18 protein-coding genes are annotated in these 20,459 nt (G+C 73.0%); 11 read left to right on the plus strand and 7 right to left on the minus strand.

The annotated features are described in order from the left end of the window. Positions 1-282: 282 nt before the first annotated feature. The gene (locus ACFYW7_RS09140) at positions 283-657 is read left to right on the plus strand and encodes a response regulator transcription factor (RefSeq protein WP_389499684.1); all 375 of its coding nucleotides are present in this window, start codon (positions 283-285) and stop codon (positions 655-657) included. 912 nt (positions 658-1,569) lie between these two features. On the opposite strand, the gene ACFYW7_RS09145 is transcribed toward ACFYW7_RS09140, so the two are convergent. Next, a complete protein-coding gene (locus ACFYW7_RS09145; RefSeq protein ID WP_389499686.1) occupies positions 1,570-2,535 on the minus strand; it encodes a pirin family protein in 966 nt (321 codons plus the stop codon). Between the two features lie 289 nt (positions 2,536-2,824). Between ACFYW7_RS09145 and ACFYW7_RS09150 the strand changes: the two genes are divergently transcribed. The 3 genes from ACFYW7_RS09150 (at position 2,825) to ACFYW7_RS09160 (ending at position 4,224) form a co-directional block, all read left to right on the plus strand. Beyond that, the gene (locus ACFYW7_RS09150) at positions 2,825-3,340 is read left to right on the plus strand and encodes a MarR family winged helix-turn-helix transcriptional regulator (RefSeq protein WP_389499688.1); all 516 of its coding nucleotides are present in this window, start codon (positions 2,825-2,827) and stop codon (positions 3,338-3,340) included. Continuing rightward, a complete protein-coding gene (locus tag ACFYW7_RS09155; protein ID WP_389499690.1) occupies positions 3,337-3,792 on the plus strand; it encodes a MarR family winged helix-turn-helix transcriptional regulator in 456 nt (151 codons plus the stop codon). Before ACFYW7_RS09150 ends, ACFYW7_RS09155 begins: the two co-directional genes overlap by 4 nt. Before the next feature lie 84 nt (positions 3,793-3,876). Continuing rightward, positions 3,877-4,224: a tetratricopeptide repeat protein gene (locus ACFYW7_RS09160; protein ID WP_389499692.1), complete on the plus strand. Its 348-nt coding sequence runs from the start codon at positions 3,877-3,879 to the stop codon at positions 4,222-4,224. Positions 4,225-4,517: 293 nt separating this feature from the next. Here the strand turns inward: ACFYW7_RS09160 and ACFYW7_RS09165 are convergent, their stop codons facing one another. Further along, a complete protein-coding gene (locus ACFYW7_RS09165; protein ID WP_389499694.1) occupies positions 4,518-5,921 on the minus strand; it encodes a PepSY-associated TM helix domain-containing protein in 1,404 nt (467 codons plus the stop codon). 202 nt (positions 5,922-6,123) lie between these two features. Here ACFYW7_RS09165 and ACFYW7_RS09170 point away from each other — a divergent pair, with 202 nt between their 5' ends. Together ACFYW7_RS09170 and ACFYW7_RS09175 are read left to right on the plus strand one after the other, a co-directional pair. Continuing rightward, on the plus strand, positions 6,124-6,783 hold the full coding sequence (locus ACFYW7_RS09170) for a peptide deformylase (protein WP_389499696.1): 660 nt from the start codon (positions 6,124-6,126) through the stop codon (positions 6,781-6,783). Between the two features lie 240 nt (positions 6,784-7,023). Further along, a complete protein-coding gene (locus ACFYW7_RS09175) occupies positions 7,024-8,610 on the plus strand; it encodes an ABC-F family ATP-binding cassette domain-containing protein (RefSeq protein ID WP_389499698.1) in 1,587 nt (528 codons plus the stop codon). A gap of 268 nt (positions 8,611-8,878) precedes the next feature. Here the strand turns inward: ACFYW7_RS09175 and ACFYW7_RS09180 are convergent, their stop codons facing one another. Further along, entirely contained in the window at positions 8,879-10,312 is a 1,434-nt protein-coding gene (locus ACFYW7_RS09180) for a dihydrolipoyl dehydrogenase family protein (protein ID WP_389499700.1), read from the minus strand. 117 nt (positions 10,313-10,429) lie between these two features. Between ACFYW7_RS09180 and trxA the strand changes: the two genes are divergently transcribed. Continuing rightward, a complete protein-coding gene (gene trxA, locus ACFYW7_RS09185; protein ID WP_389499702.1) occupies positions 10,430-10,807 on the plus strand; it encodes a thioredoxin in 378 nt (125 codons plus the stop codon). A 236-nt stretch (positions 10,808-11,043) separates the two neighbouring features. On the opposite strand, the gene ACFYW7_RS09190 is transcribed toward trxA, so the two are convergent. From ACFYW7_RS09190 to ACFYW7_RS09200, 3 genes are all read right to left on the minus strand, one after another. Continuing rightward, positions 11,044-12,480, minus strand: coding sequence for a benzaldehyde dehydrogenase (locus ACFYW7_RS09190; protein ID WP_389499704.1), 1,437 nt, complete (start codon positions 12,478-12,480; stop codon positions 11,044-11,046). Between the two features lie 43 nt (positions 12,481-12,523). Continuing rightward, positions 12,524-13,702: a 4-hydroxybenzoate 3-monooxygenase gene (locus tag ACFYW7_RS09195; RefSeq protein WP_389499706.1), complete on the minus strand. Its 1,179-nt coding sequence runs from the start codon at positions 13,700-13,702 to the stop codon at positions 12,524-12,526. Positions 13,703-13,796: 94 nt separating this feature from the next. Continuing rightward, positions 13,797-14,831, minus strand: coding sequence for a LacI family DNA-binding transcriptional regulator (locus ACFYW7_RS09200; protein ID WP_389499708.1), 1,035 nt, complete (start codon positions 14,829-14,831; stop codon positions 13,797-13,799). Positions 14,832-15,023: 192 nt separating this feature from the next. Here ACFYW7_RS09200 and ACFYW7_RS09205 point away from each other — a divergent pair, with 192 nt between their 5' ends. From ACFYW7_RS09205 to ACFYW7_RS09220, 4 genes are all read left to right on the plus strand, one after another. Next, positions 15,024-16,472, plus strand: coding sequence for an amidase (locus tag ACFYW7_RS09205; RefSeq protein ID WP_389499710.1), 1,449 nt, complete (start codon positions 15,024-15,026; stop codon positions 16,470-16,472). 2 nt (positions 16,473-16,474) lie between these two features. Further along, entirely contained in the window at positions 16,475-16,693 is a 219-nt protein-coding gene (locus ACFYW7_RS09210; protein ID WP_389499712.1) for a hypothetical protein, read from the plus strand. Positions 16,694-17,035: 342 nt separating this feature from the next. Beyond that, positions 17,036-18,526, plus strand: coding sequence for an SPFH domain-containing protein (locus tag ACFYW7_RS09215; RefSeq protein WP_389499714.1), 1,491 nt, complete (start codon positions 17,036-17,038; stop codon positions 18,524-18,526). A 247-nt stretch (positions 18,527-18,773) separates the two neighbouring features. Further along, positions 18,774-19,220 (plus strand): type II toxin-antitoxin system PemK/MazF family toxin, encoded by a 447-nt coding sequence (locus tag ACFYW7_RS09220; RefSeq protein WP_389499716.1) that lies wholly within the window; start codon positions 18,774-18,776, stop codon positions 19,218-19,220. Positions 19,221-19,550: 330 nt separating this feature from the next. Here ACFYW7_RS09220 and ACFYW7_RS09225 read toward each other — a convergent pair whose 3' ends face one another. After that, positions 19,551-20,381 carry a TIGR02452 family protein gene (locus tag ACFYW7_RS09225; protein WP_389499718.1) on the minus strand — a complete coding sequence of 277 codons (831 nt, stop codon included), beginning with the start codon at positions 20,379-20,381 and terminating at the stop codon, positions 19,551-19,553. Positions 20,382-20,459 lie beyond the last annotated feature (78 nt).

A 20,459-nucleotide genomic window follows, 5' to 3' on the forward strand; every position in this document is an offset into this window, starting at 1 on the left:
CGGGAACAGGCCGGGCACACCAGCTTGTATGCCTCACCACGGTCACAGGAGCCGCTTACGTCCTGCTCACGTCTCGCTGACGTCTCAAGCAGGTCGCACCGGGACCAGGACCCGGACACGCCTCACGAAGTCCTGCCGGCGGGGCCCATGACGCTGCCGCTCCGGGGCGGCTGTCCGATCTCTGGGTGATACTGACTGCATGACGGCGTGCGCGTCGGGCCCGTCCCCCTGACCGCTGCGCGATTTCGCCGAAAGGACGGTGTCCGGCGGAAGGAGCATGCCGTGGGGATCATTCTGGTGGCGGACGACGACGCCGACATCCGCGACGTGGTGGCGTTCAAACTGGGCACCGTCGGCCACACCGTGGTGCTGGCGCAGGATGGTTCCGAGGCCCTGGGCATCGCACTCGAGCGGGAACTGAACCTGGCCATTCTGGACGTCAGGATGCCGGGCCTGACCGGCGTGGAGGTGTGCCGCCGGTTGCGGCGCGAGCCCACGACGGCGCGGCTCCCGGTCATCCTGCTCACCGCCCAGACGGAGGAGAACGACGTCGAGGCCGGGTTCCAGGCGGGAGCGGACGACTACATCGCCAAGCCGTTCAGCCCGCGCGAGGTGGGCAGCCGGGTCGAGGCGGTGCTGTCCCGCTCGCGCTCGTGAACGCCGGGGAGGACGCGGTCACCCGATGCCAGGCGGATACGGAATGTGGCACGTGACGCTCGTCCCCCGTCGATGCCGTCCTCGATGGACAGCGTGCCGCGGTGCGCCACCGCGATGCGGACGCAGTTGGCGAGACCGATGCCGAACCCCTGGGTGCCGGAGTCCAGACGGTTGGTGGGTCCTGGACACCGTGTTCCCCGGTGCGGGACAGGTCAAGGGGAAGCCGCCCTCACAAGGCGGCCAGAGGCTCGCCGGCTACATGACTCCGATCGGTCCGGATACCGCCGATTTCGATGCCGCCGGGATGCCCACCATGCAATTCGTACCGACCAAGAATCAACCGGCGAGTTGTGTCCGAGACCCCCTGACGGAACGAGTGGCGGGGCTCGCCGGGCTCGGCAACATGAGTCAGAGCGGTTCACAGGCGGCAGTCTTCTTCAGAGACGTCCACCAGAGCAGAGCGGCCTGGTTCGTCCGGGACGACGACGGCATGCCGACGCACCTCTCCGCAGACGGCACGCGAAGTCTTCTCCTCTGGTCGGCCTCGACCCGGAAAGTGACCAGGTCAGCCGAGATGAGGCCCGCTTGGGCAAGCGCGCCGGCCGCACTTTGATCAGCGCGGCCGGCCGGGCGGGCCTCGTTGGCGCCGGCGGGAAAGTCGTGCCGATGCTCGAACTCGCCTGCCGTTGCCGCGAGAGCCCCGGAGACTCCGCCTGTCCACGAAGCCGGCCAGGCGCGTGAAAGTGAGCGGTCACCCATGAAACCGGATCATGGCACGGCCCCGAACATCCAGGGGTGACCGGCAGCCTTCATCCCAACATCGGCGCAATGCCCAGGGGTGTCGATGGGCGAAGGGGGAGCAGGCGAGAGGCCGGCCGGCCAGCGGCCGCGCTCTCCCGCCGTCCACGCAGGTCAGCGCACTCGCCCTCGGGGTTTCAGCGGGCCCGGCGGCAGTTCGGGAGCGGACAGGGGATCGCCGTCGTATCCCTTGACCTCGCCGAATCTCGGCCCGGTCATCCAGTCCGAACGCGCCTGCGCGATGTCGTCGTTGGAGCGTCCGATGAAGTTCCACCACATGACCAACTCCTCCTCGAACGGCTCACCGCCCAGGAGCATGAGGCCGGCGTCCGAGGTGGCGCGCAACGGGAGTTCGGCGCGTCCGCAGCCGAGGTAGAGCATGGAGCCGGGGAGCATCGGCACGCCGTCGACATGGGCCTCGCCGGACATGGAGAGGACGGCGTACTCGAAGTCGGGGTCCAGCGGCAGCCGTACGTCCGCGCCGCTCGTGAGGGCCAGATCGGCTCCGACGATCGGTGTGTACGTCGTGCCGGGTGAGGACGCGCCGTCGACCGTGCCCAGCACCAGGGTGGCCCGCAGTCCGGGGGCGGTGACGACGGGCAGGTCGGCGTGGTGCTCGAAGTGCGGGTCGGTGTGCCGGTGGCTGTCCGGCAGGGCGACCCAGAGTTGCGCGCCGTGCAGGAGGCGGGCGTGCGAGCGGGGGCTCTCCTCGGAGTGGCTGATGGCGCGGCCCGAGGTCATGAGGCCGAGTTCACGCGGTCGGATCGTCTGGAGGCTGCCCGTGGAGTCGCGGTGCAGCACTTCCCCCTCGTGCAGCCAGCTCACGGTCTGCAGGCCCATGTGCGGATGGGGCGGAATCTGCATGCCCGGCTCGTCGGCGATGTCGTCCGGCCCGTAGTGATCGACGAAGCACCACGCACCGACCATCCGCCTCCCCAGATTGGGCAGCAGGCGGCGGACCTCGGTGGACTCGCCGAGCTTGACCCGGCGGGGACTGAGGAGTTCGCGCACCGGCTCGGCCACCACGAATCCACGGCCACCGCAGAGGGCGGGAGCCGCCTCCCGATCAAGATTGCTCATGGCGCACAACCTAGCCCCGTCGGGGTCCTCTCGTCAGGTCGTCGATCCGCCCATCGCGGGGCACATGGCTCAGAAGCGGCGCGGCCTCGGAGGACCCGGTTCCGGCCGTGGACCGGGACACGAACCCGTGCGGGCGGGCTTCGCGGAAGCGCGGGTGGATCCCGGGGACCTTTCGAGGCACCCGTTCGAGGGACTGGCAGGAAACGTGGGGCCGTGGATCCGGTGGGGCGGGGTACCGACCCGACACAAATAGTAGCCATGTACATAGTAGCCATGTACGCTAATTCTCATGAGCTCAGTGGAGTCGGTATCCGAGAACGCGACGCCCGGTTTCCTCGTGTGGCGGCTGTCCATGAAGTGGCGGGTCGCCGTCGACCGGGCGGTGGGCCCGTTGGGGCTGACGCACGCGCAGTACTCGCTCGTGGCGTCGCTGTACGGGATGCACCGGGCCGGCGTGCGCCCAAGCCAGCGTCAGCTCGCCGACCACACCGGCCTCGAACCGCTCTACGTGTCGAAGCTGGCCCGCTCCCTGGAAGCGGCGCGACTCATCGACCGCGTCCGGGATCCGGCCGACCCCCGGGCCATGCGGCTGTCCCTCACCGAGGACGGGCGCGAGGTCACCCGCCGCGCGATCAACGTCGTCCAGTGCCTGCTGGAACAACTCCTCGAACCACTGGGCGGCCTCGGCGGCGAGCGCACCCGCGCGCTCAGCCGCGAACTGGCCGCCCTGCTCGACGTGGAACTCGATCCGCACACCGGATCCGAACCGCATTCCGACGAGGTCGCACCGAAGGAGCAGTCATGACAACTCCCGTTCCCCCTGTCAACGGCCAGGTCATCGGCCTGGCCCACTACGCGAGCCGCGCCGCCCTGGAGCGGGTGCTCGCCCGCAGCGGCACCACCTTCAACCGGTCCGTCGCCCTGCGGGCCGTCTCCGACAACGGCGGGACCGTCGAGCGCGCGCGGCTCGAGGGCCGGCTCACCGGCGCACTGAAGATCGAGGAGGCGGCCGCCCGGCGGACCGTGGACGAGATGACGGCCCTGAAGCTGCTGGAGGAAACCCCCTCCGGGCAGGTGTCCCTCACGGAGGGCGGCCGGGAGCTGTTCGAGTCGATCCGCACCGCCGGAAACGAGATCGCGGCCCGGCTGTACGCGGACATCCCGGCCAAGGACCTCGCGACCGCCGGGCGCGTACTGACCCTTGTCACCGAGCGGGCCGACGCGGAACTGGCCGACTCGGGGGCGGGTCGGCCGTAACTCCACGGCTCTCACGACCGGAGTGGCAGGTCGTGGAATTTTCAACGAACCACCGCGGTTGTGTCCCGTCGAAGGAGGTCTGCGGTGGACATGACGTACTACGACCACGGAACGCCCGCGGAGCGCTGGGAGCGGGCGCGACTGTTCTTCGAGGCCAAGGACTACGCGGCGGCCGCGCGGGTCCTGGGCGGGCTGGTCGAGGAGGCGCCGGATCAGGTCGGACCCCGGCTGCTGCTGGCGCGTTCCTACTACCACTCGGCCCAACTTCGGCGCGCTGAGGCCGAGTTGCGTGCCGTCGTGGAGCTCGACCCCGTCGAGCACTACGCCCGGCTGATGCTGGGACGCACGCTGCAACGCCAGGGCCGACACGACGAGGCGGCATCGCATCTGCGGATCGCGTCCGCGTTCGTGGGTGACTTCGAGCAGGTCTGATCCGAGCGGGAGTCGTCGGCGACTCCGGCCCGGGGAACACGAGTTCAGAGCGCACGTGGGAAGGCCGGTCACCGAGGTGACCGGCCTTCCCACGTGCGCCGCGGCCCACCAACCGGTCCAGCGACCGGTCCGGTCCGCCTCCGGGCCGCCGGGCCAGAGGCCCGCCTGCCAGCCTGTTTGGCGGCCCGGCGGCCCGGCGGCCCGGCCATCAGTCAGGCGTCAGGCGTCAGGCGTCAGGCGTCAGGCGTCAGGAAAATCGTCCGGGAGCGGCGGTGGGGCGGTCGCGGCTCGGGTCACGGAGTCCGGTCGGTGACGGTGCGCGCGCTCTTGCGGTGCGCGATCTCGCCGAGGAGGACGTCGACGGCGATGAACGCGGCGAGCGGGATGCCGAGCAGCGGGACGAAGTAGCCGAGGACGGCGACGGCCGCGAGCGCGGGGACCAGGATCTGCGGCGGCACCTGCTGCCAGGCTCCGCGCGGGATCGGCCGGCCGAACGCGGTCGCCTTGCCGCGCAGCCACCACATGCGGTAGCCCCACACGATGAGCAGGATCAGCGAGAGCGCGAGCGCCATCAGAACGACCTGGTTGGCCAGGCCGAAGAGGGTCCCGGTGTGGGCGTCGATGCCCCAGCGGGTCAGTTTGGCGAGCAACGGGTAGTCGGCGAAGCGGAGTTCGTCGATCACCTCGCCGCTCGCCGGGTCCACGGCCACCGCGTCCTGCTTCTCGGGCCAACTGCGCTGGATCTGCTTCACCACGTACGCCGAGGACGCGTCGGCGGGCGGGACGATCTCGACGGGGTCGCCCAGCCCCTGGGCCCGGGCGGCCGCGAGGATCGTGTCGAGTCCCCGGGGGTCGGCGGGTGCTCCGGTTCCCGCTCCCGGACCGTCGTGGCTCCCGTGGTCACCGCCGGTCGCCGCCGAGATCGAGGGGGTGGCCTGGTGCAGCGCCGTCCGCAGGGTGTCGATGTTGGCCCCGGCGTACGTCGACCAGGTCAGGCCCGTGGCGGAGAGGAAGACGAAGCCGACCGCCGCCCAGACACCGACCGTGCCGTGCAGGCCCAGGGTGCGGCGGCGCCCGGTGGCCCCGCGCACCCTGCGCCGGTCCCGGCGTCGGCCGAACCACAGCGCGAGGCCGCCGACCGCGATCACCCACAGCCAGCTCGCGGCGAGTTCGCTGTACAGGCGGCCGCTCTCGCCCAGATGAAGATTGCCGTGCAGCCCGTCGAGCCAGGTGCGCAGCGGCAGCGCCCCGGTGGATCCGTACTGCTCCAGCGAGCCGCGCACCTGGGCGGTGTACGGGTCGACGAACACCGCGAGGGTGCGGTCCGGGCCGACACCCGGGACGCCGGAGAGCAGGACCCGTGTCGTGGCGTCCGCCTCCGGGGAGGGGCGGACGGCCGCGACCGTGCCCTCGGGGTGGGCCTCGCGGGCCGCCGCGACCTGCTCGGACAGCGGCAGTCGGCGCTCACCGGCGGGAACGGTCAGTTCGTGCGCGTACACGATCTTCTCGGCCTGGAACGAGGCGGCGTACAAGAGGCCGGTCGTGGCGGCCACCAGCAGGAACGGGGCGACGAGCACGCCCGCGTAGAAGTGCAGGCGCAGCACCAGCGGGCGCAGGACGGATCGGAGACCTCGGGCCGGAACGGGGACGGCGGACGGCGGGGGCGCGTCCGTCGTCGGGGCGGGAGCGGTGGGCATCGGCGGTGTTCTCCGGTCGGGCAGGGGACGGAAGGAGCCGTGGGCGCGGGAGTCTGGCTCCCTGGTGCCGGTGGCGGTCCAGTAGTCGGGGCGCGGGAGCGGCGAGTTCCCGGGCCGATGTGTGGCCTGCGTCACACAGAGAGTCGTGGGACTCGCCCTGCGCCGCCTCGATCGGCCCGATCCGGCTTGGCATCCTGGCGCGATGGCATCCGAACGTGACCTCAGCGCCTCCCCCACTCCCCTGAGCGACCTGGTCGAGGAACTCCTCGGCCACGAGGGTCCGTTGCCGATCGCCGCGGCCGGTGACCCCGTGCTCCGGCGGAGCGCCGAACCGTACGACGGGCAGTTGGGTCCCGCGCTGCTGGCCCGCTTCGTGGCGGCTCTGCGCGCCACGATGCACGCGGCGCCGGGTGTCGGTCTCGCCGCGCCGCAGGTCGGGGTGCCGCTGCGCCTCGCCGTCGTCGAGGACCCGGCGCCGGTACCGGAGGAGGTGCGTCTCGCGCGCGGACGGGTGCCGCAGCCGTTCCGGGTGCTGGTCAATCCGGCGTACGAGGGGATCGGACCGGGGCGGGCGGCGTTCTTCGAGGGCTGTCTGAGCGTTCCGGGCTGGCAGGCGGTCGTGGCCCGGCACGCCGAGGTGCGGCTGACGGCACTCGACGAGCACGGGCGGCCCGTCGACGAGGTGTTCAGCGGCTGGCCGGCGCGGATCGTCCAGCACGAGACGGACCACCTGGACGGCACGCTCTACCTGGACCGCGCGGAGCTGCGCTCGCTGTCCTCGAACCGGGCGACATCGGAACTCTGGGCCCAGCCGACGCCGGAACGGGCGGCCGAGGCCCTGGGTTTCACCCTGCCGGACTGACACGCGAGTGGGCCGACCCGAGAAGGGAACGCCAGGCAGCCGGGGTGGGCGGACGAGCCGGACGGTCGAGCCCGGCGGTCGAGCCCGGCGGTCGAGCCCGGCCGTCGATTAATCGGAGGCGTTCGCGCCGTCCCTCTCGGTAGCCTGACGGCATGTCGACACCTCGAATCTCTTAGCTCAAGGACCCGCCTCCACGCCACCCGTGTGTCCTTGTGCCGATTGATTCCTGGAGCCTTTCCCATGATCACCGTTCGCGGTGTCGACGTGCGCGTCGGCGCCCGTCTGCTGCTGTCCGACCTCTCCTTCCACGTCTCCCCGGGCGACCGCATCGGCCTCGTCGGCCGCAACGGCTCGGGCAAGAGCACGCTCCTCGGCATCCTCGCCGGGCGGCATCGGCCCGCCGCCGGGTCCGTCTCCCGTACCGGCGCCGTCGGCCACCTGCCCCAGGACCCCCGCACGGCCGACCCCGCGGTCACCGTCACCGACCGGATCCTGTCCGCCCGGGGCCTCGACCGTGCCGTACGGGCGCTGCGGGCCGCCGAGGCCGCGATGGCCGACGGATCCGAGCGCGCGATGGACGCCTACGTGCGCGCCGAGGCCGCGTTCCAGGCGCGCGGCGGGTACGCGGCCGAGGCCGAGGCGGCCCGGGTCGCCGCCGGTCTCGGGCTGCCGGCCCGCGTGATGGACCAGCCGATGGGCACCCTGTCCGGCGGGCAGCGACGGCGGGCGGAACTGGCCCGGATCCTCTTCGCGGACGGCGGCACGCTGCTCCTGGACGAGCCGACGAACCATCTGGACGCCGACTCGGTCGCCTGGCTGCGCGGCTTTCTGGCCGGTCATCGGTCGGGGCTCGTCCTGATCAGCCACGACACCTCCCTGCTGGCCGACGTGGTCAACCGCGTCTTCCACCTGGACCCGCGCCGCGCCACCGTCGACGTCCACAACACCGGCTGGGCGGCCCATCTCGCCCAGCGCGCCGCCGACGAGCGCCGCCGGGCCCGGGAGCGGGCGAACGCGGAGCGGAAGGCGGCGGCACTGCGCTCCCAGGCCGACAAGATGCGTACGCACGTGTCGACGGCCGTGGCGGCGAAGAACATGGACCGCCGCGCCGACCGCCTGCTGGCCGGGCTGGAACCGGTCCGGCGGGCGGAGAAGGTAGCCCGGATCCGGCTGCCGGAACCCGCGCCGTGCGGGCGGATGCCGCTCGGCGCGGTCTCCCTGACGAAGTCGTACGGCGATCTGCGCGTCCTCGACGGGGTGGACCTGGCGGTCGACCGGGGCAGCCGACTGGTGGTCCTCGGTCCGAACGGCTCGGGCAAGACCACGCTGTTGCGGCTGCTCGCCGGTCACGAACACCCGGACAGCGGGCGGGTGGTGCGCGGTCACGGGCTGCGCCTCGGCTACTTCGCGCAGGAGCACGACACGCTGGACCCGGCCGGCACGGTCCGCGACCATCTGGCCGCTGCCGCGCCGCACCTCACCGACGGTGAGGTGCGGCGGGTCCTCGGCTCGTTCCTGTTCACCGGCGACGACGCCGACAAGCGTGTCTCCGTCCTCTCCGGGGGCGAGAAGACCAGGCTCGCACTGGCGGGTCTCGTCCACTCGGGAGCGAACGTGCTCCTCCTGGACGAGCCCACGAACAACCTCGACCCGGCCTCCAGGGCCGAGGTCCTGGCCGCGGTGGACACCTGTGCGGGCGCGATCGTCATGGTCACCCACGACGTGGGGGCCGTCGACGCCCTGCGCCCCGACCGGGTGCTGCTGCTCCCGGACGCGGCCGACGACCTGTGGAGCGAGGAGTACCGGGAGCTGGTGTCACCGGTCTGACGCCCGTGCACGGGGTGCTCCGGGCGGCGTGCGGCGAGGCGCCCGGGGTGCCGCCCGCACCGGGGCACCCCCGGGCGCCCCGCGGGACGCGGCGGCGCCCCGAGCGGCCCGGGGCACGCGGCGTCCAGAATGCCCCGCGGAACACGGTGTTCCCGGGGTACCACTCATGGCTCACGCCTGGAGGCCTCACCCGGGGGTACCGCGGCTGCGTCCCGGTACGTCGGGCTCCCGCCCCGGGAAACGGCGCCCCGCCCGGGGTGCCGCCGCGTCACGCGTCCCGGTACGCCTCCAGGAGTCGCAGCCACACCTCGCTGACGGTCGGGTACGACGGGACCGCGTGCCACAGGCGGTTGATCGGCACCTGTCCGACGACGGCGACGGTCGCGGAGTGGATCAGTTCGCCGACGCCGGGGCCGACCAGGGTGAGGCCGAGGACGATCTCGCGGTTGACGTCGACGACCATCCGGGCCTTGCCGCGGTAGCCGTCCGCGTACAGGCCCGCGCCGGCCACCGACGCCATGTCGACGTCCACGGCCCGGACCCGGTGCCCGGCCCGCTCCGCCTCCGCGAGGGAGAGGCCGACGGCCGCCGCCTCCGGGTCGGTGAACACGCACTGCGGGACCGCGGCGTGGTCGGCGGTGGCGGCGTGCGCGCCCCAGGGATTCGTCTCCAGCAGCGGTACCCCCGCGGCACGGGCGGCGATGGCGGCACCCGCGATCCGGGCCTGGTACTTCCCCTGGTGGGTGAGCAGGGCGCGGTGGTTGACATCGCCGACCGCGTACAGCCACTCGCTGCCGACGACCCTGAGGCTGTCGTCGACGTCGAGCCAGCCGCCCGCGTCCAGGCCGATCGTCTCGAGACCGATGTCGTCGGTGCGGGGCGCCCGGCCGGTGGCGAACAGGATCTCGTCGGCCTCGATGCGGTCGCCGGTGTCGGTGAGGGCGACCACGGTCGAGCCCTCGCGCGAGACGGCGGTCACCGAGACGCCCGTGCGCACGTCCGCGCCCGCCTCGGTCAGCGCCTCGGCGACGAGTTCCCCGGCGAAGGGTTCCATGCGGGGCAGCAGCCCCTTGCCGCGGACCAGCAGGGTGACCCGGGAACCGAGGGCCTGCCAGGCCGTGGCCATCTCGGCGGCGACCACACCACCGCCGACCACGATCAGCCGCCCGGGAACGGCGTGCGCGCTGGTGGCCTCGCGGCTCGTCCACGGCTTGACCTGGGCCAGCCCCGGCAGATCGGGGAGCACGGCGCGGGTGCCGGTGCAGACGGCGACCGCGTGCCGGGCGGTGAGCACCTGGCGTCCGCCGTCCGGACCGTCGACCGTCACGGTGCGCGGTCCGGCGAGGCGGCCGTGGCCGCGGTGGAAGGCGGCGCCGATGCCGTCCAGCCAGTCGAGCTGGCCGTCGTCCTTCCAGTTCGAGGTGAAGTAGTCGCGGTGGGCGAGTACCGCCGGGGCGTCGAGGGGGCCGCGCACGGCTTCGGCGAGGCCGGGTACGCGGCGGGCGTCGGCGCGGGCGATGGCCGGGCGGAGGAGCGCCTTGCTGGGCATGCACGCCCAGTACGAGCACTCGCCGCCGACCAGCTCGCTCTCCACGACCGCGGTGGAGAGGCCGGCGGCGCGGGCGCGGTCGGCGACGTTCTCCCCCACGGGCCCGGCACCGAGCACCACGACGTCGTAGGCGATGGGATCCGTTTCCGTCATGGAGCCAGTCTGGTCTCTGGTGTGCTCCGTGGCCACACGGGTACGGGCCCGGAATACGCCCCCGGCGGGCGGCGTTGTGGAAACCTGCATGACCCGGACGTGAGGAAGAGGAAGCGCATGAGCAGCACCGTGGAGCTCACCAAGGAGAACTTCGACCAGACGGTCACGGACAACGAGTTCGTCCTGATCGACTTCTGGGCGGAGTGGTGCGGGCCGTGCCGTCAGTTCGCCCCGGTCTACGAGAAGGCCGCCGCGGCCAACCCCGACCTGGTCTTCGCCAAGGTCGACACGGAGGCGCAGCCGGAGCTGGCCGCCGCCTTCGGCATCCGGTCGATTCCGACCCTGATGATCGTCCGCGATCAGGTCGCGGTGTTCGCCCAGCCCGGTGCGCTGCCCGCCGCCGCCCTGGACCACGAGATCAAGCAGGCCCGGGACATGGACATGGACGAGGTCCGCAGGTCGGTCGCGGCCCAGCGGGCGAAGGACGGCGAGTAGCGCCGGGACGGACCGTCCGTAGCCCGGTACGGTCCGCCCATGGCCCCGGGACCGTCCGCCTGACGCACGACGCCTGACACCGCGGTGTCACGGCCGCTGTCGCCCCTCCCGGAGACCGGCCCTGAAGGTCCGGGGCGCCCGCCCCGAGCCCGACAGGTCCGGTTCCCGGGGAGCCCGGTCGTCCCGGTCGTCCCGGTCGTCCCGGTCGTCCCGGTCGTCCCGGTCGTCCCGGTCGTCTAGAAGGGGTACGGGGCCACGTCGCCGCGTACGGTCGTCCACCGCAGGTCGGTGAAGGCCTCCAGATTGGCCTCGCCGCCGAAGCGGGCGCCGGTGCCGGAGGCGGCCGTACCGCCGAAGGGCGCGACGGCCTCGTCGTTGACGGTCTGGTCGTTGATGTGGACGATACCGGTCGGGATGCGTTCGGCGAGGTCGAGGCCGCGCGCGGTGTCCCGCGTGACGATGCCCAGGGACAGGCCGTACGGCCCGTCCGAGGCGAGGGCCGCGGCCTCGTCGGGAGTGCTGAAGGAACGGACCGGGGCGACCGGTCCGAACACCTCCTCGGCATAGGCCGGGGTCACGTCGTCGACCCCGGCGAGCACGGTCGGCCGGTAGAAGAGCCGGTCGTGCGTGCCGCCCGCCGCCAGCTTCGCGCCCTGCGCCGTGCTGGACTCCACCAGCCCCCGGATCTTGGCGAGTTGGGCGTCGTCGATGATGGGTCCGAGGTGGACCTGTTCGCGGTACGGGTCTCCCACGGCCAGTGAGTCGGCCTTGGCGGCGAGCCGCTCGACGTACTCCTCGTACAGCGAGGCGTGGACCAGGTGTCGGCCGGTCGTCATGCAGATCTGGCCCTGGTGGAAGAACGAGCCCCAGGCCGCCGTGGAGACGACCGCGTCGAGATCGGCGTCCGCGAGGACGACCAGGGCGGAGTTTCCACCCAGTTCCAGGTGCGCGCGCTTGAGATGACGGCCCGCCGCCTCACCGACCGCGCGTCCCGCGGCGGTCGAGCCCGTGAACGAGATGACCGGCACGAGCGGGTCGGCGACCAGTGCGCGACCCGTTTCCGGACCGCCGGGAAGGACGTGCAGCAGCCCGTCCGGAAGCCCTGCCTCGGCGAAGACGGCGGCGAGCGCGAGTCCACCGCACACGGCGGTGCGCGGGTCCGGCTTCAGCACGACGGCGTTGCCGAGCGCGAGGGCCGGGGCGACCGAGCGGATCGAGAGGATCAGTGGCGCGTTGAACGGCGCGATCACGCCCACGACACCGACCGGGACGCGGCGCGTGTACGACAGGCGCGGCGCCTCCGAGGGCAGGACCTGGCCCGTGGGGCGCGAGGCGAGGGCGGCCGCCTCGTAGCATTCCTGGGCGGCGACGTGCAGTTCGAAGTCCGCCTTGCCCGGGATGGATCCGGACTCCCGGACGATCCAGTCGCGCAGCTCGGCGGCGTGCGCGGTGAACAGGTCCCCCGCCCTGCGCAGCACGGCGGCGCGCGCGAAGTGCGGGGCCCTGGCCCACTCGGCCTGTGCGGCGCGGGCGGTCCGGGCGGCGGTGGCGACGTCCTCGGCGGCGGCGAGCGTGACGGCGCCGAGGGTCTCACCGGTGGCGGGCTCGGTGACGGCGTACTCACCGCCCGAGAGCGGGCGGGACTGCCAGGTCGTGGGGTCGAGCAGTGGCATGTCGGCTCTCCGATCGTTCACTGATCACCAGCGGGACTCGCACTCACACGGCGAGCGGAAGTCCCGTGTAGTTCGCGGCCAGTTCGGCGGCGGCGGGACGGGACGCCGTGATCCGGCGCAGCCGGGCGAGCTGCGTCCGCTCCTCGAAGGCGTCCCCATCTGGTTGAGCGTGCAACATCTTAGTCATGTCGTACGAGAAGCGGGTCGCCTGCCACACCCGCTCGAGCGCCAACTCCGAGTAGTGGTCGAGCAGTTCACCCGACCCGGTGTTCCGCAGTTCGGTGAAGCCACGCGCCAGGAGCCGTACGTCGGACACCGCGAGGTTGAGCCCCTTGGCGCCGGTCGGCGGCACGATGTGGGCGGCGTCCCCGGCGAGGAACAGCCGCCCGTGGCGCATCGGTTCGTGGACGGAACTGCGCATCGGGGTCACCGACTTGGCGGTGACGGGACCGCGCTCCAGCCGCCAGTCCCCGTCGACCGCGAAGCGGGCGGCCAGTTCGTCCCAGACGCGCTCGTCGGGCCAGTCGGCGGCGTCGGTGCCGTTCGGGACCTGAAGGTAGAGACGGGACACCGACGGGGACCGCATGCTGTGCAGGGCGAACCCGGTGGCGCTCCGGGCGTAGATCAACTCCTCGCAGGAGGGCGGCACGTCGGCGAGGATCCCGAGCCAGGAGTAGGGGTAGTCGTGCGTGTACGAGCGGCTCGTCCCGGCCGGGAACGCGGCGCTCGCGATGCCGTGGGAGCCGTCGCAGCCCACCACGTAGTCGCAGGTCAGCACCCGCTCGCGCCCTTCGTGGGCGAACCGTACGACGGGTGAGTCGCTCTCGGGCTTCTCCACCGCCAGGGCCCGCGCCCCGAACAGCAGCGGTGGTCCCGCTTCGAGATGGAGGCCGACGAGATCCTTCACGATCTCCGTCTGGGCGTAGATCGTGACGGTGCGGCCGCCCGTGAGCGCGGGGAAGTCGATGCGGTGGCGCTCGCGGTCGAAGCGCAGCTCGATGCCGTGGTGGACCAGGCCCTCGGCGTCCAGCCGCTCGCCCGCCCCGCACGCGCGCAGCGCGTCGACCGTGCCCTGCTCCAGCATTCCGGCCCGCTGGCGCCGCTCCACGTACGCGCGCGTCCTGCTCTCCAGGACGACGCAGTCGATCCCCTCGAGGTACAGCAGCCGGGCCAGCAGAAGCCCTGCCGGGCCGCCGCCGATGATGCCGACCGTCGTCCGCATGACGCTCCTCCGGTGTCCGGTGCCGCCGGGGCACGGCTCCGGCGAGGGGACCAGCCCGGCCCTGCCCGGGCCGGGTGAACAGGCCCAGCCTCTCTCAGCTCGACGCGCGGTGCACGACCCGCGCCCCCAGGACTTCGTGCGTCTCGGGCTCGGCACCCGGTTCACGGACCACTCGGTCGACCAGTTCGGCCAGGTCCCGCCCGGAGGGCAGCTCGAGGTGCACGGTGCTCAGCCGGGGCCGCAGCAGCCGGCCGAGCATGAGGTCGTCGGCACCCACCACGGCGGTCTCGTCCGGGACGGCGATCCCCTCGTCCTGAAGCGCCCGCATGAGGAGCATCGCGTACTCGTCGTTGTACGCGAACACGGCGTCGAGGCCGAGCCGACGCCAGCGCGCCGCGAGCCGGGCCGCGGCCTCCTCCTCGTACGCCAGGGGCAGCTCGGTCACCGTCGCGCCGGTACCCGCCAGGGCCCGCCGTACGCCGTCGAGGCGGGGCCTGGAGAAGATCTCCAGGCCGGCCTCCTCGGGCATCACCACACCGACGCCGCGGCGGCCCACGGACAGCAGGTGGACGCCCGCGCAGTGGCCGACCCGGTCGTGGTCCATGAGCAGCGCGTGGGCGCCGTCGACCCGTTCGGGGCCCAGCGTGACCACGGCGCGGGCGCCGGCCCGCTTCAGGACCGCCACGCCCTGCGGACCGAGTCCGCCGCCGGGGACGAGGACGGCGACGGGCCGCAGCTCGGCCCAGGCCCGGGCCGCCTCGTCACCGCGCAGGCCGACGCTGCCGTACTGCACGACGGTGTAGTCGAGCCGGCCGAGCGCCGCCTGGAGTTCGGTGAAGAACCGGCTGTAGAGGGGGCCGACGGGAATGGTCGGCGCGGGCATCAGGACCATGCGGCTGTGGCCGGCGCGCAGACTGCGGGCGGCCGCGTGCGGGACGTACCCGAGCTCCTCGGCCGCCTCGCGGACCCGGCGCCGGGTGGGTTCACTGATGCGGACGGCACTCGCGTTGTTCAGGACGTACGAGACAGTCGCGCGCGAGACACCCGCGAGGCGTGCCACGTCGGCACTCGTCGGCACGGGTCGTTGTGCGGGCGACGGCTGGGCGGACTGCTTCGGTATCTGCACCATGACGTACCGCATCCTTGCAGAGCCCCGTCGCGCCCCTTGGCCCCGGGGGCGTCCGGAGGATGCCCCACTATTCGGAACTACCGCTTCCACAAAGTGGGTTGAGCATCCGCCACCGCTGGACCCGTCGACAGGTTACCGTTCGGTAGACGTCGTCCACATCGTCCTTTGACACCGTCCTTCGGAGGTGACCGGATGGCTCCCGACCGTTCCGCGGGCCTGGCCGAGAGCGTGCGCGCGCTGACCGCAGGCGAGGTGACCTCGCGCGAACTCGTCGAGCGGGCGCTCGCCCGCGTCGAGGCGGCCCGGCCGACGGTGAACGCCTTCCGCCGGGTGCGCGCCGAGGCGGCCCTCGCCGAGGCCGACGCGGCGGACGCGGAGCTGGCGGCGGGCGGACGGCGGCCGCTGCTCGGGGTGCCCCTGGCGGTGAAGGACGACATGGACGTGGCGGGCGAGCCGACCGCGTTCGGCTGCCCGGGCGAATTCCCCCCGGTGACGGCGGACGGCGAGGCGGTACGGCGGCTGCGGGCCGCCGGTGCCGTCGTGATCGGCAAGACCAACACCTGCGAGCTGGGCCAGTGGCCCTTCACCGAGGGCCCGGCCTTCGGCGCGACCCGCAATCCCTGGCACCACGGGCACACCCCGGGCGGCTCGTCGGGCGGCTCCGCCGCGGCCGTGGCCGCGGGCCTGGTCCCCGCCGCGCTGGGCTCGGACGGCGCGGGCTCCGTGCGCATCCCGGCCGCCTGGACCCACCTGATAGGCATCAAGCCGCAGCGCGGCCGCATCTCCACCTGGCCGCGCCCGGAGTCCTTCCAGGGCATCACGGTCAACGGCACGCTCGCCCGCACCGTCGCCGACGCGGCCCTGCTGCTGGACGCGGCGAGCGGCAACCACGACGGCGATCTGCACCGGCCCGCCCCGCTGAGCGTCAGCGACGCCGTGGACCGGGATCCCGGCCGGCTGCGCATCGCGCTGTCGCTGAAACCGCCCTTCACCGCGTTGCCCGCCCGGCTCGACCCTGCGGTCCGGGCGAAGGTCGTCGCGCTCGCGGAACGGCTCGCCGGGCTCGGGCACACCGTGGAGGAGGCCGAACCGAGCTACGGACGCATCGGCCTCACCTTCCTCCCGCGCGCCACGGCGGGCATCGCGGAGCACGTGCGCGAAGTGCCGTTCCCCGAACTCCTCGACCGCCGGACGGTCGACACCGCGCGCCTCGGCCGACTGCTCGGCGGAGCGCCGCTGCGGGCCGCCCGCCGCGCGGAGGCGACGCTGCAGCGACGCGTCGGCGCGCTCTTCGACACGTACGACGTGCTGCTCGCGCCGACGACCGCCGCTCCTCCGCCGCGGATCGGCTCGATGCTCGGCCTGAGCGGCTTCGGCACCGACCGGGCCATGATCGCCGCCTGTCCGTACGCATGGCCGTGGAACATCCTCGGCTGGCCCGGCGTCAACGTCCCCGCGGGTTTCGTCGGAGAAGGGCTCCCGGTCGGCGCGCAGTTGCTCGGCCCCGCCGACAGCGAGCCGCTGCTCGTGTCACTGGCCGCGCAGTTGGAGGCCGACCTGCGCTGGCACGAACAGTGGCCGTCCTTCGAGACCGTCGCCGACTCCCCGGCCGCACAGGCGAGTTCCGCCCGTACCCTGTGACCATGGACGACGCGTCGATGGTCGGTTTGATGGGGCGGGTCACCGGCACGATCGGGCCCGGGCTCGTCGGCGAGGTGATCGTCCGGGTGCGCGGCGGCGCGGAGGCGTTCCTCGCGTACCCGGCCGTGACGCAGGAGCGCATCGAGCGGGGCACCGTGGTGATGGTGGTGGAGTACCTGGCTCCGCGCACCGTGTACGTCTCCGCCGCCTACGACGCCTGACGCGACGGCGGACGGCGGACGGCGGACCCTGCCACCGCTCCCGGCCGTCTCCGGGGCCCCCGGGCCTTCGCGCGCGACTTTCTCCATGCCTCGCCTCAGCCTCGCCCCGCGCCCGGACCCGCCCGGTCGAAGTCGACCCGGCGCGCCGGCGGGCGCGGCTCCGACGGGCGTTCCACACCATGAACTCGACTTCTACACACAACAGTTGAGCCGCACTCGTCCCAGGTGAGAACCGTATGCGTCAAGAACGCAACAAGGAATCGCAGAGATCTTTACCCCCGTGGCGGCGAGGCGCACACTCCGTTCGTTCGGTGCCGACAGGGCACCATCCAAAGGGGGCGAATGCCGATGGTTGTCGGCGTCGTGGCGGGGGCGGTTGTCCTCGCGCTCATCTTCATCGTTGTGGTCTTCAAGCTCATGTGGCGTGTCGCGGAGCCCAACGAAGCACTGATCATCTCCGGTTCGAAGCATCGGACCGAAGGCCTCGAGGAAGGCATGGGTTTCCGCATCGTGACGGGGCGCGGCACGCTGGTCCTGCCGGGCGTGCAGGCGGTGCGGAAGATCTCGCTCGACCTCAACGAGACCGAGCTGCACGTGGACTGCGTGACCACCCAGGGCATTCCGCTGAAGGTGCGGGGCGTGGTCATCTTCAAGGTGGGCGACGACTTCGTGTCGATCGCCAACGCGGGGCGTCGTTTCCTCGACCAGCAGAAGATGATGGCCGAACGGGTGCACAACGTGTTCGCGGGTCATCTGCGGTCCATCGTCGGCGGGTTGACCGTCGAGGACATGATCCGTGACCGCGAGAAGCTGACCGGTCAGACCCGGGCCGCGTGCGGTACGGAGATGGAGAAGCTCGGGCTGATCGTCGACTCGCTGCAGATCCACGAGATCGAGGACCCGACCGGGTACATCAAGAACCTCGCGATGCCGCACGCCGCGGCCGTCCAGCGGGACGCCCGCATCGCGCAGGCGGAGGCGAACCGGCTCGCCACCGAGGCCGAACAGCGGGCCGCGGCAAGGATGTCGGAGGCCACCCGGGACAGCGAGATCCAGCAGGCCGGATACCAGGCCGAGCGGGACAAGGCCTCGGCCACGGCCCAGATGGCCGGCCCGCTCTCGGCGGCGGCGGCCCAGCAGGACGTCGTCGTCCAGGAGACCCGGGTCGCCGAACTGGAGGCGCACCGCCGCGAGCAGCAGCTCCAGGCGGACGTCCGGAAACCGGCCGACGCCAGGGCGTACGAGATCCGCGCCAAGGCCGAGGCCGAACGTGACGCGCGGATCTCGGCGGCCCAGGCCAAGGCCAAGGAGACCGAACTCGCGGCCGCCGCGGAGGCGACCCGGGTCAAGACGGCCGCCAACGCCGAGGCCGAGGCCACCAAGGCGCGGGGTGCGGCCGCCGCGATGGCGACCCGCGCCACCGGTGAGGCCGAGGCCGCCGCCGCCCAGGCCAAGGGCCTCGCGGCAGCCGAGGCGACCCGGGCGCAGGGTCTCGCGGAGGCGGAGGCCATCCAGGCCCGGGCCGCCGCGCTCGCCGAGAACCAGGAGGCCGTGGTCGCGCAGCAGCTCGCCGAGCACTGGCCGGAGATCGTCCAGGCGGGCGCGAGCGCGTTCGGCAACGTGGACCACATGGTGCTGCTCAACGGGGCCGACGGCATGTCGGACCTGTTCGCCAAGGCGCTCACCATGGGCGGGACGGGCCTCGGCCTGGCACGCCAGCTCCTCGCGTCGATGAACCCGGAGGGGAACCCGGCCAAGAGCCCGGCGACGGAACTCAACGGGTTCGCACCGCCGGTCTCCGAGAAGGTGTCCGTGGAGAAGGACAACGGGTGAACGAGAAGAAGTGAGGCTGCGGCTGCGAGCGCGGGTTCGGGTGCGGGATACACGCCGAAGCGGGCACGCACCATGAGCTCCGGGCAATGAGGTTCGGGCGTACGGGAGTCGGAGGACGGCTCCCGTACGCCCGAGTCCGTGCGGTCGGCGCGGTGCGGGAGTTGGGCGACGGCAGCCGTACGCCCGGCGCCGTACGACCGCGGACCCGCCCGCCGCGGCGTCGCGCACAGGCTCTACCGTGGCCCGCGTGACTGCCTCTACCGAAGAAGACATCCCCGGCCGCTACGGCCCCACCGCGACCTCCGAGGCCGAGCCCCGCGAGGTCGGCCGTGTGAAGACCGAGTACTCCCCCGCGCACGACGGCGACCCCGACCCCGGTGAGATCGTCTGGACGTGGGTGCCCTTCGAGGAGAACGACGGCCGGGGCAAGGACCGCCCGGTGCTGGTCGTGGCCCGGGAGCCGGGCGGCACCCTGCTCGCCGTCCAGCTCTCCAGCAAGCGGCACGACGGCGACCGCGAGTGGGTGGCGATCGGGAGCGGCCCCTGGGACCGGACCGGGCGGGACTCCTGGGTGAACGTCGACCGCGTCCTGAGGCTGCACGAGGAGGGGATGCGCCGCGAGGCGTGCGCCATGGACCGGATGCGGTTCAACTCCGTGGTGCACCGCCTGCGGGAGCGGTACGGCTGGCGCTGAGCGCCCTGAGGCGAGGGACGGCGGCCACGGACCGGCAGGCGCGGACCGCCGTTGCGCGTGACCTGCCGGTGCGGCGCGGCGGGCGCGGGCCGGTGCCCGCGTGACCTGCCGGTGCGGGGCGGCGGGCGCGGGCCGGTCACCTCGTGGCCGGCAGGCGCGGGCCGGAGGACGTGGGGGCCGGTGGCCGTTCGTCCGCCGGTGAGTGCTGCGCCGCGAGGGTGCGGGCCCGCCACGGGACACGCCCGCCGATGGCCCGCGCCGCGGAACCGCAGAGCATCGCGGGCCCGCGGAGCAGCGCCGAGCGGGCGTGGGCCCGCCGCGGCAGGCGGCTCACGCTCCCCGGAGTTCGTATGCGAACGTCCGCTCGAATGCCTGCCGTGTCGTACGGGCCTCGGTGCGGTCCAGGATGCCGAACACCACGTGCTCGAAGTACCCCTCGAAACGACCCCCGACCAGCAGCCCCCGGAAGGCCCCCGCCACCTGCGCGGGGTCGTTCCGGAACACGCCGCAGCCCCAGGCCCCGAGGACCAGGCGGCGGTAGCCGTGGACGGCGGCCGTCTCCAGGACCCGTTCGGCGCGGATCGCGAGCGCGCCCGGCAGGTCCCCCGCGCGCCGCGGGGCGGTGCGCAGGACGACTCCCGCGTTGGGTGCCGCCGCGGTGAGGAATCCGACCGGGAACGGCTCGTCGAGCAGCCGCCCGCGGTCGTCGCGGAAAACGGGTACGCCGGGCGAGTGGACGACACGGTCCGTGTAGAAGGCGTCACGGTGGGCGCGGTGATGGTCGTAGAACTCCCGGGCCTCCAGCAGACAGGTGTACAGCGCGGAGGCGCGGCACAGGGCCTCCTCCTGGGCCTGGGCGCCGTTCAGATAGCCGCCGCCGGGATTGCGCGCCGAGGAGAAGTTCAGTACGGCGACCGGATCCCCGCCCCGGGCGGTCAGCCGACGGGCCGCCTCCAGACTGCTCTCCCCCGTCACCTCGACCGTCGTGCGGACCGGGGTCACCGAGGGTGTCTCCAGCGGCTCCGGTCCGTGCAGGCGCGTACCGGCCCGCGCGGCCCGGACCGCCGCCGCGACGGACACCGCACCGGCGGGTCCGTGATAGCCGCCCGCCGCCACGATCTCCTCGGTCTCGCGGGCGATCGCCCGCAGGCGCGCGCTCATGGTGCGACCCCCGTACGCGCCACGAGCGCGGCCCGCGTGTGCTCCCCCGTCGTGCCCATGAACGCATCGTGAGCGATG

Origin of the sequence: Streptomyces sp. NPDC002580 (assembly GCF_042889485.1) — a bacterium.
In the GTDB taxonomy this organism is placed as follows: domain Bacteria; phylum Actinomycetota; class Actinomycetes; order Streptomycetales; family Streptomycetaceae; genus Streptomyces.

Bases quoted from the DNA above. Each gene is read 5' to 3' on its own strand.
- ACFYW7_RS09145 (WP_389499686.1), bottom strand. From the start codon at position 2,535: ATGAGCAATCTTGATCGGGAGGCGGCTCCCGCCCTCTGCGGTGGCCGT.
- ACFYW7_RS09150 (WP_389499688.1), top strand. From the start codon at position 2,825: ATGAGCTCAGTGGAGTCGGTATCCGAGAACGCGACGCCCGGTTTCCTC.
- ACFYW7_RS09155 (WP_389499690.1), top strand. From the start codon at position 3,337: ATGACAACTCCCGTTCCCCCTGTCAACGGCCAGGTCATCGGCCTGGCC.
- ACFYW7_RS09165 (WP_389499694.1), bottom strand. From the start codon at position 5,921: ATGCCCACCGCTCCCGCCCCGACGACGGACGCGCCCCCGCCGTCCGCC.
- ACFYW7_RS09170 (WP_389499696.1), top strand. From the start codon at position 6,124: ATGGCATCCGAACGTGACCTCAGCGCCTCCCCCACTCCCCTGAGCGAC.
- ACFYW7_RS09175 (WP_389499698.1), top strand. From the start codon at position 7,024: ATGATCACCGTTCGCGGTGTCGACGTGCGCGTCGGCGCCCGTCTGCTG.
- ACFYW7_RS09180 (WP_389499700.1), bottom strand. From the start codon at position 10,312: ATGACGGAAACGGATCCCATCGCCTACGACGTCGTGGTGCTCGGTGCC.
- trxA (WP_389499702.1), top strand. From the start codon at position 10,430: ATGAGCAGCACCGTGGAGCTCACCAAGGAGAACTTCGACCAGACGGTC.
- ACFYW7_RS09190 (WP_389499704.1), bottom strand. From the start codon at position 12,480: ATGCCACTGCTCGACCCCACGACCTGGCAGTCCCGCCCGCTCTCGGGC.
- ACFYW7_RS09195 (WP_389499706.1), bottom strand. From the start codon at position 13,702: ATGCGGACGACGGTCGGCATCATCGGCGGCGGCCCGGCAGGGCTTCTG.
- ACFYW7_RS09200 (WP_389499708.1), bottom strand. From the start codon at position 14,831: ATGGTGCAGATACCGAAGCAGTCCGCCCAGCCGTCGCCCGCACAACGA.
- ACFYW7_RS09205 (WP_389499710.1), top strand. From the start codon at position 15,024: ATGGCTCCCGACCGTTCCGCGGGCCTGGCCGAGAGCGTGCGCGCGCTG.
- ACFYW7_RS09210 (WP_389499712.1), top strand. From the start codon at position 16,475: ATGGACGACGCGTCGATGGTCGGTTTGATGGGGCGGGTCACCGGCACG.
- ACFYW7_RS09215 (WP_389499714.1), top strand. From the start codon at position 17,036: ATGCCGATGGTTGTCGGCGTCGTGGCGGGGGCGGTTGTCCTCGCGCTC.
- ACFYW7_RS09225 (WP_389499718.1), bottom strand. From the start codon at position 20,381: ATGAGCGCGCGCCTGCGGGCGATCGCCCGCGAGACCGAGGAGATCGTG.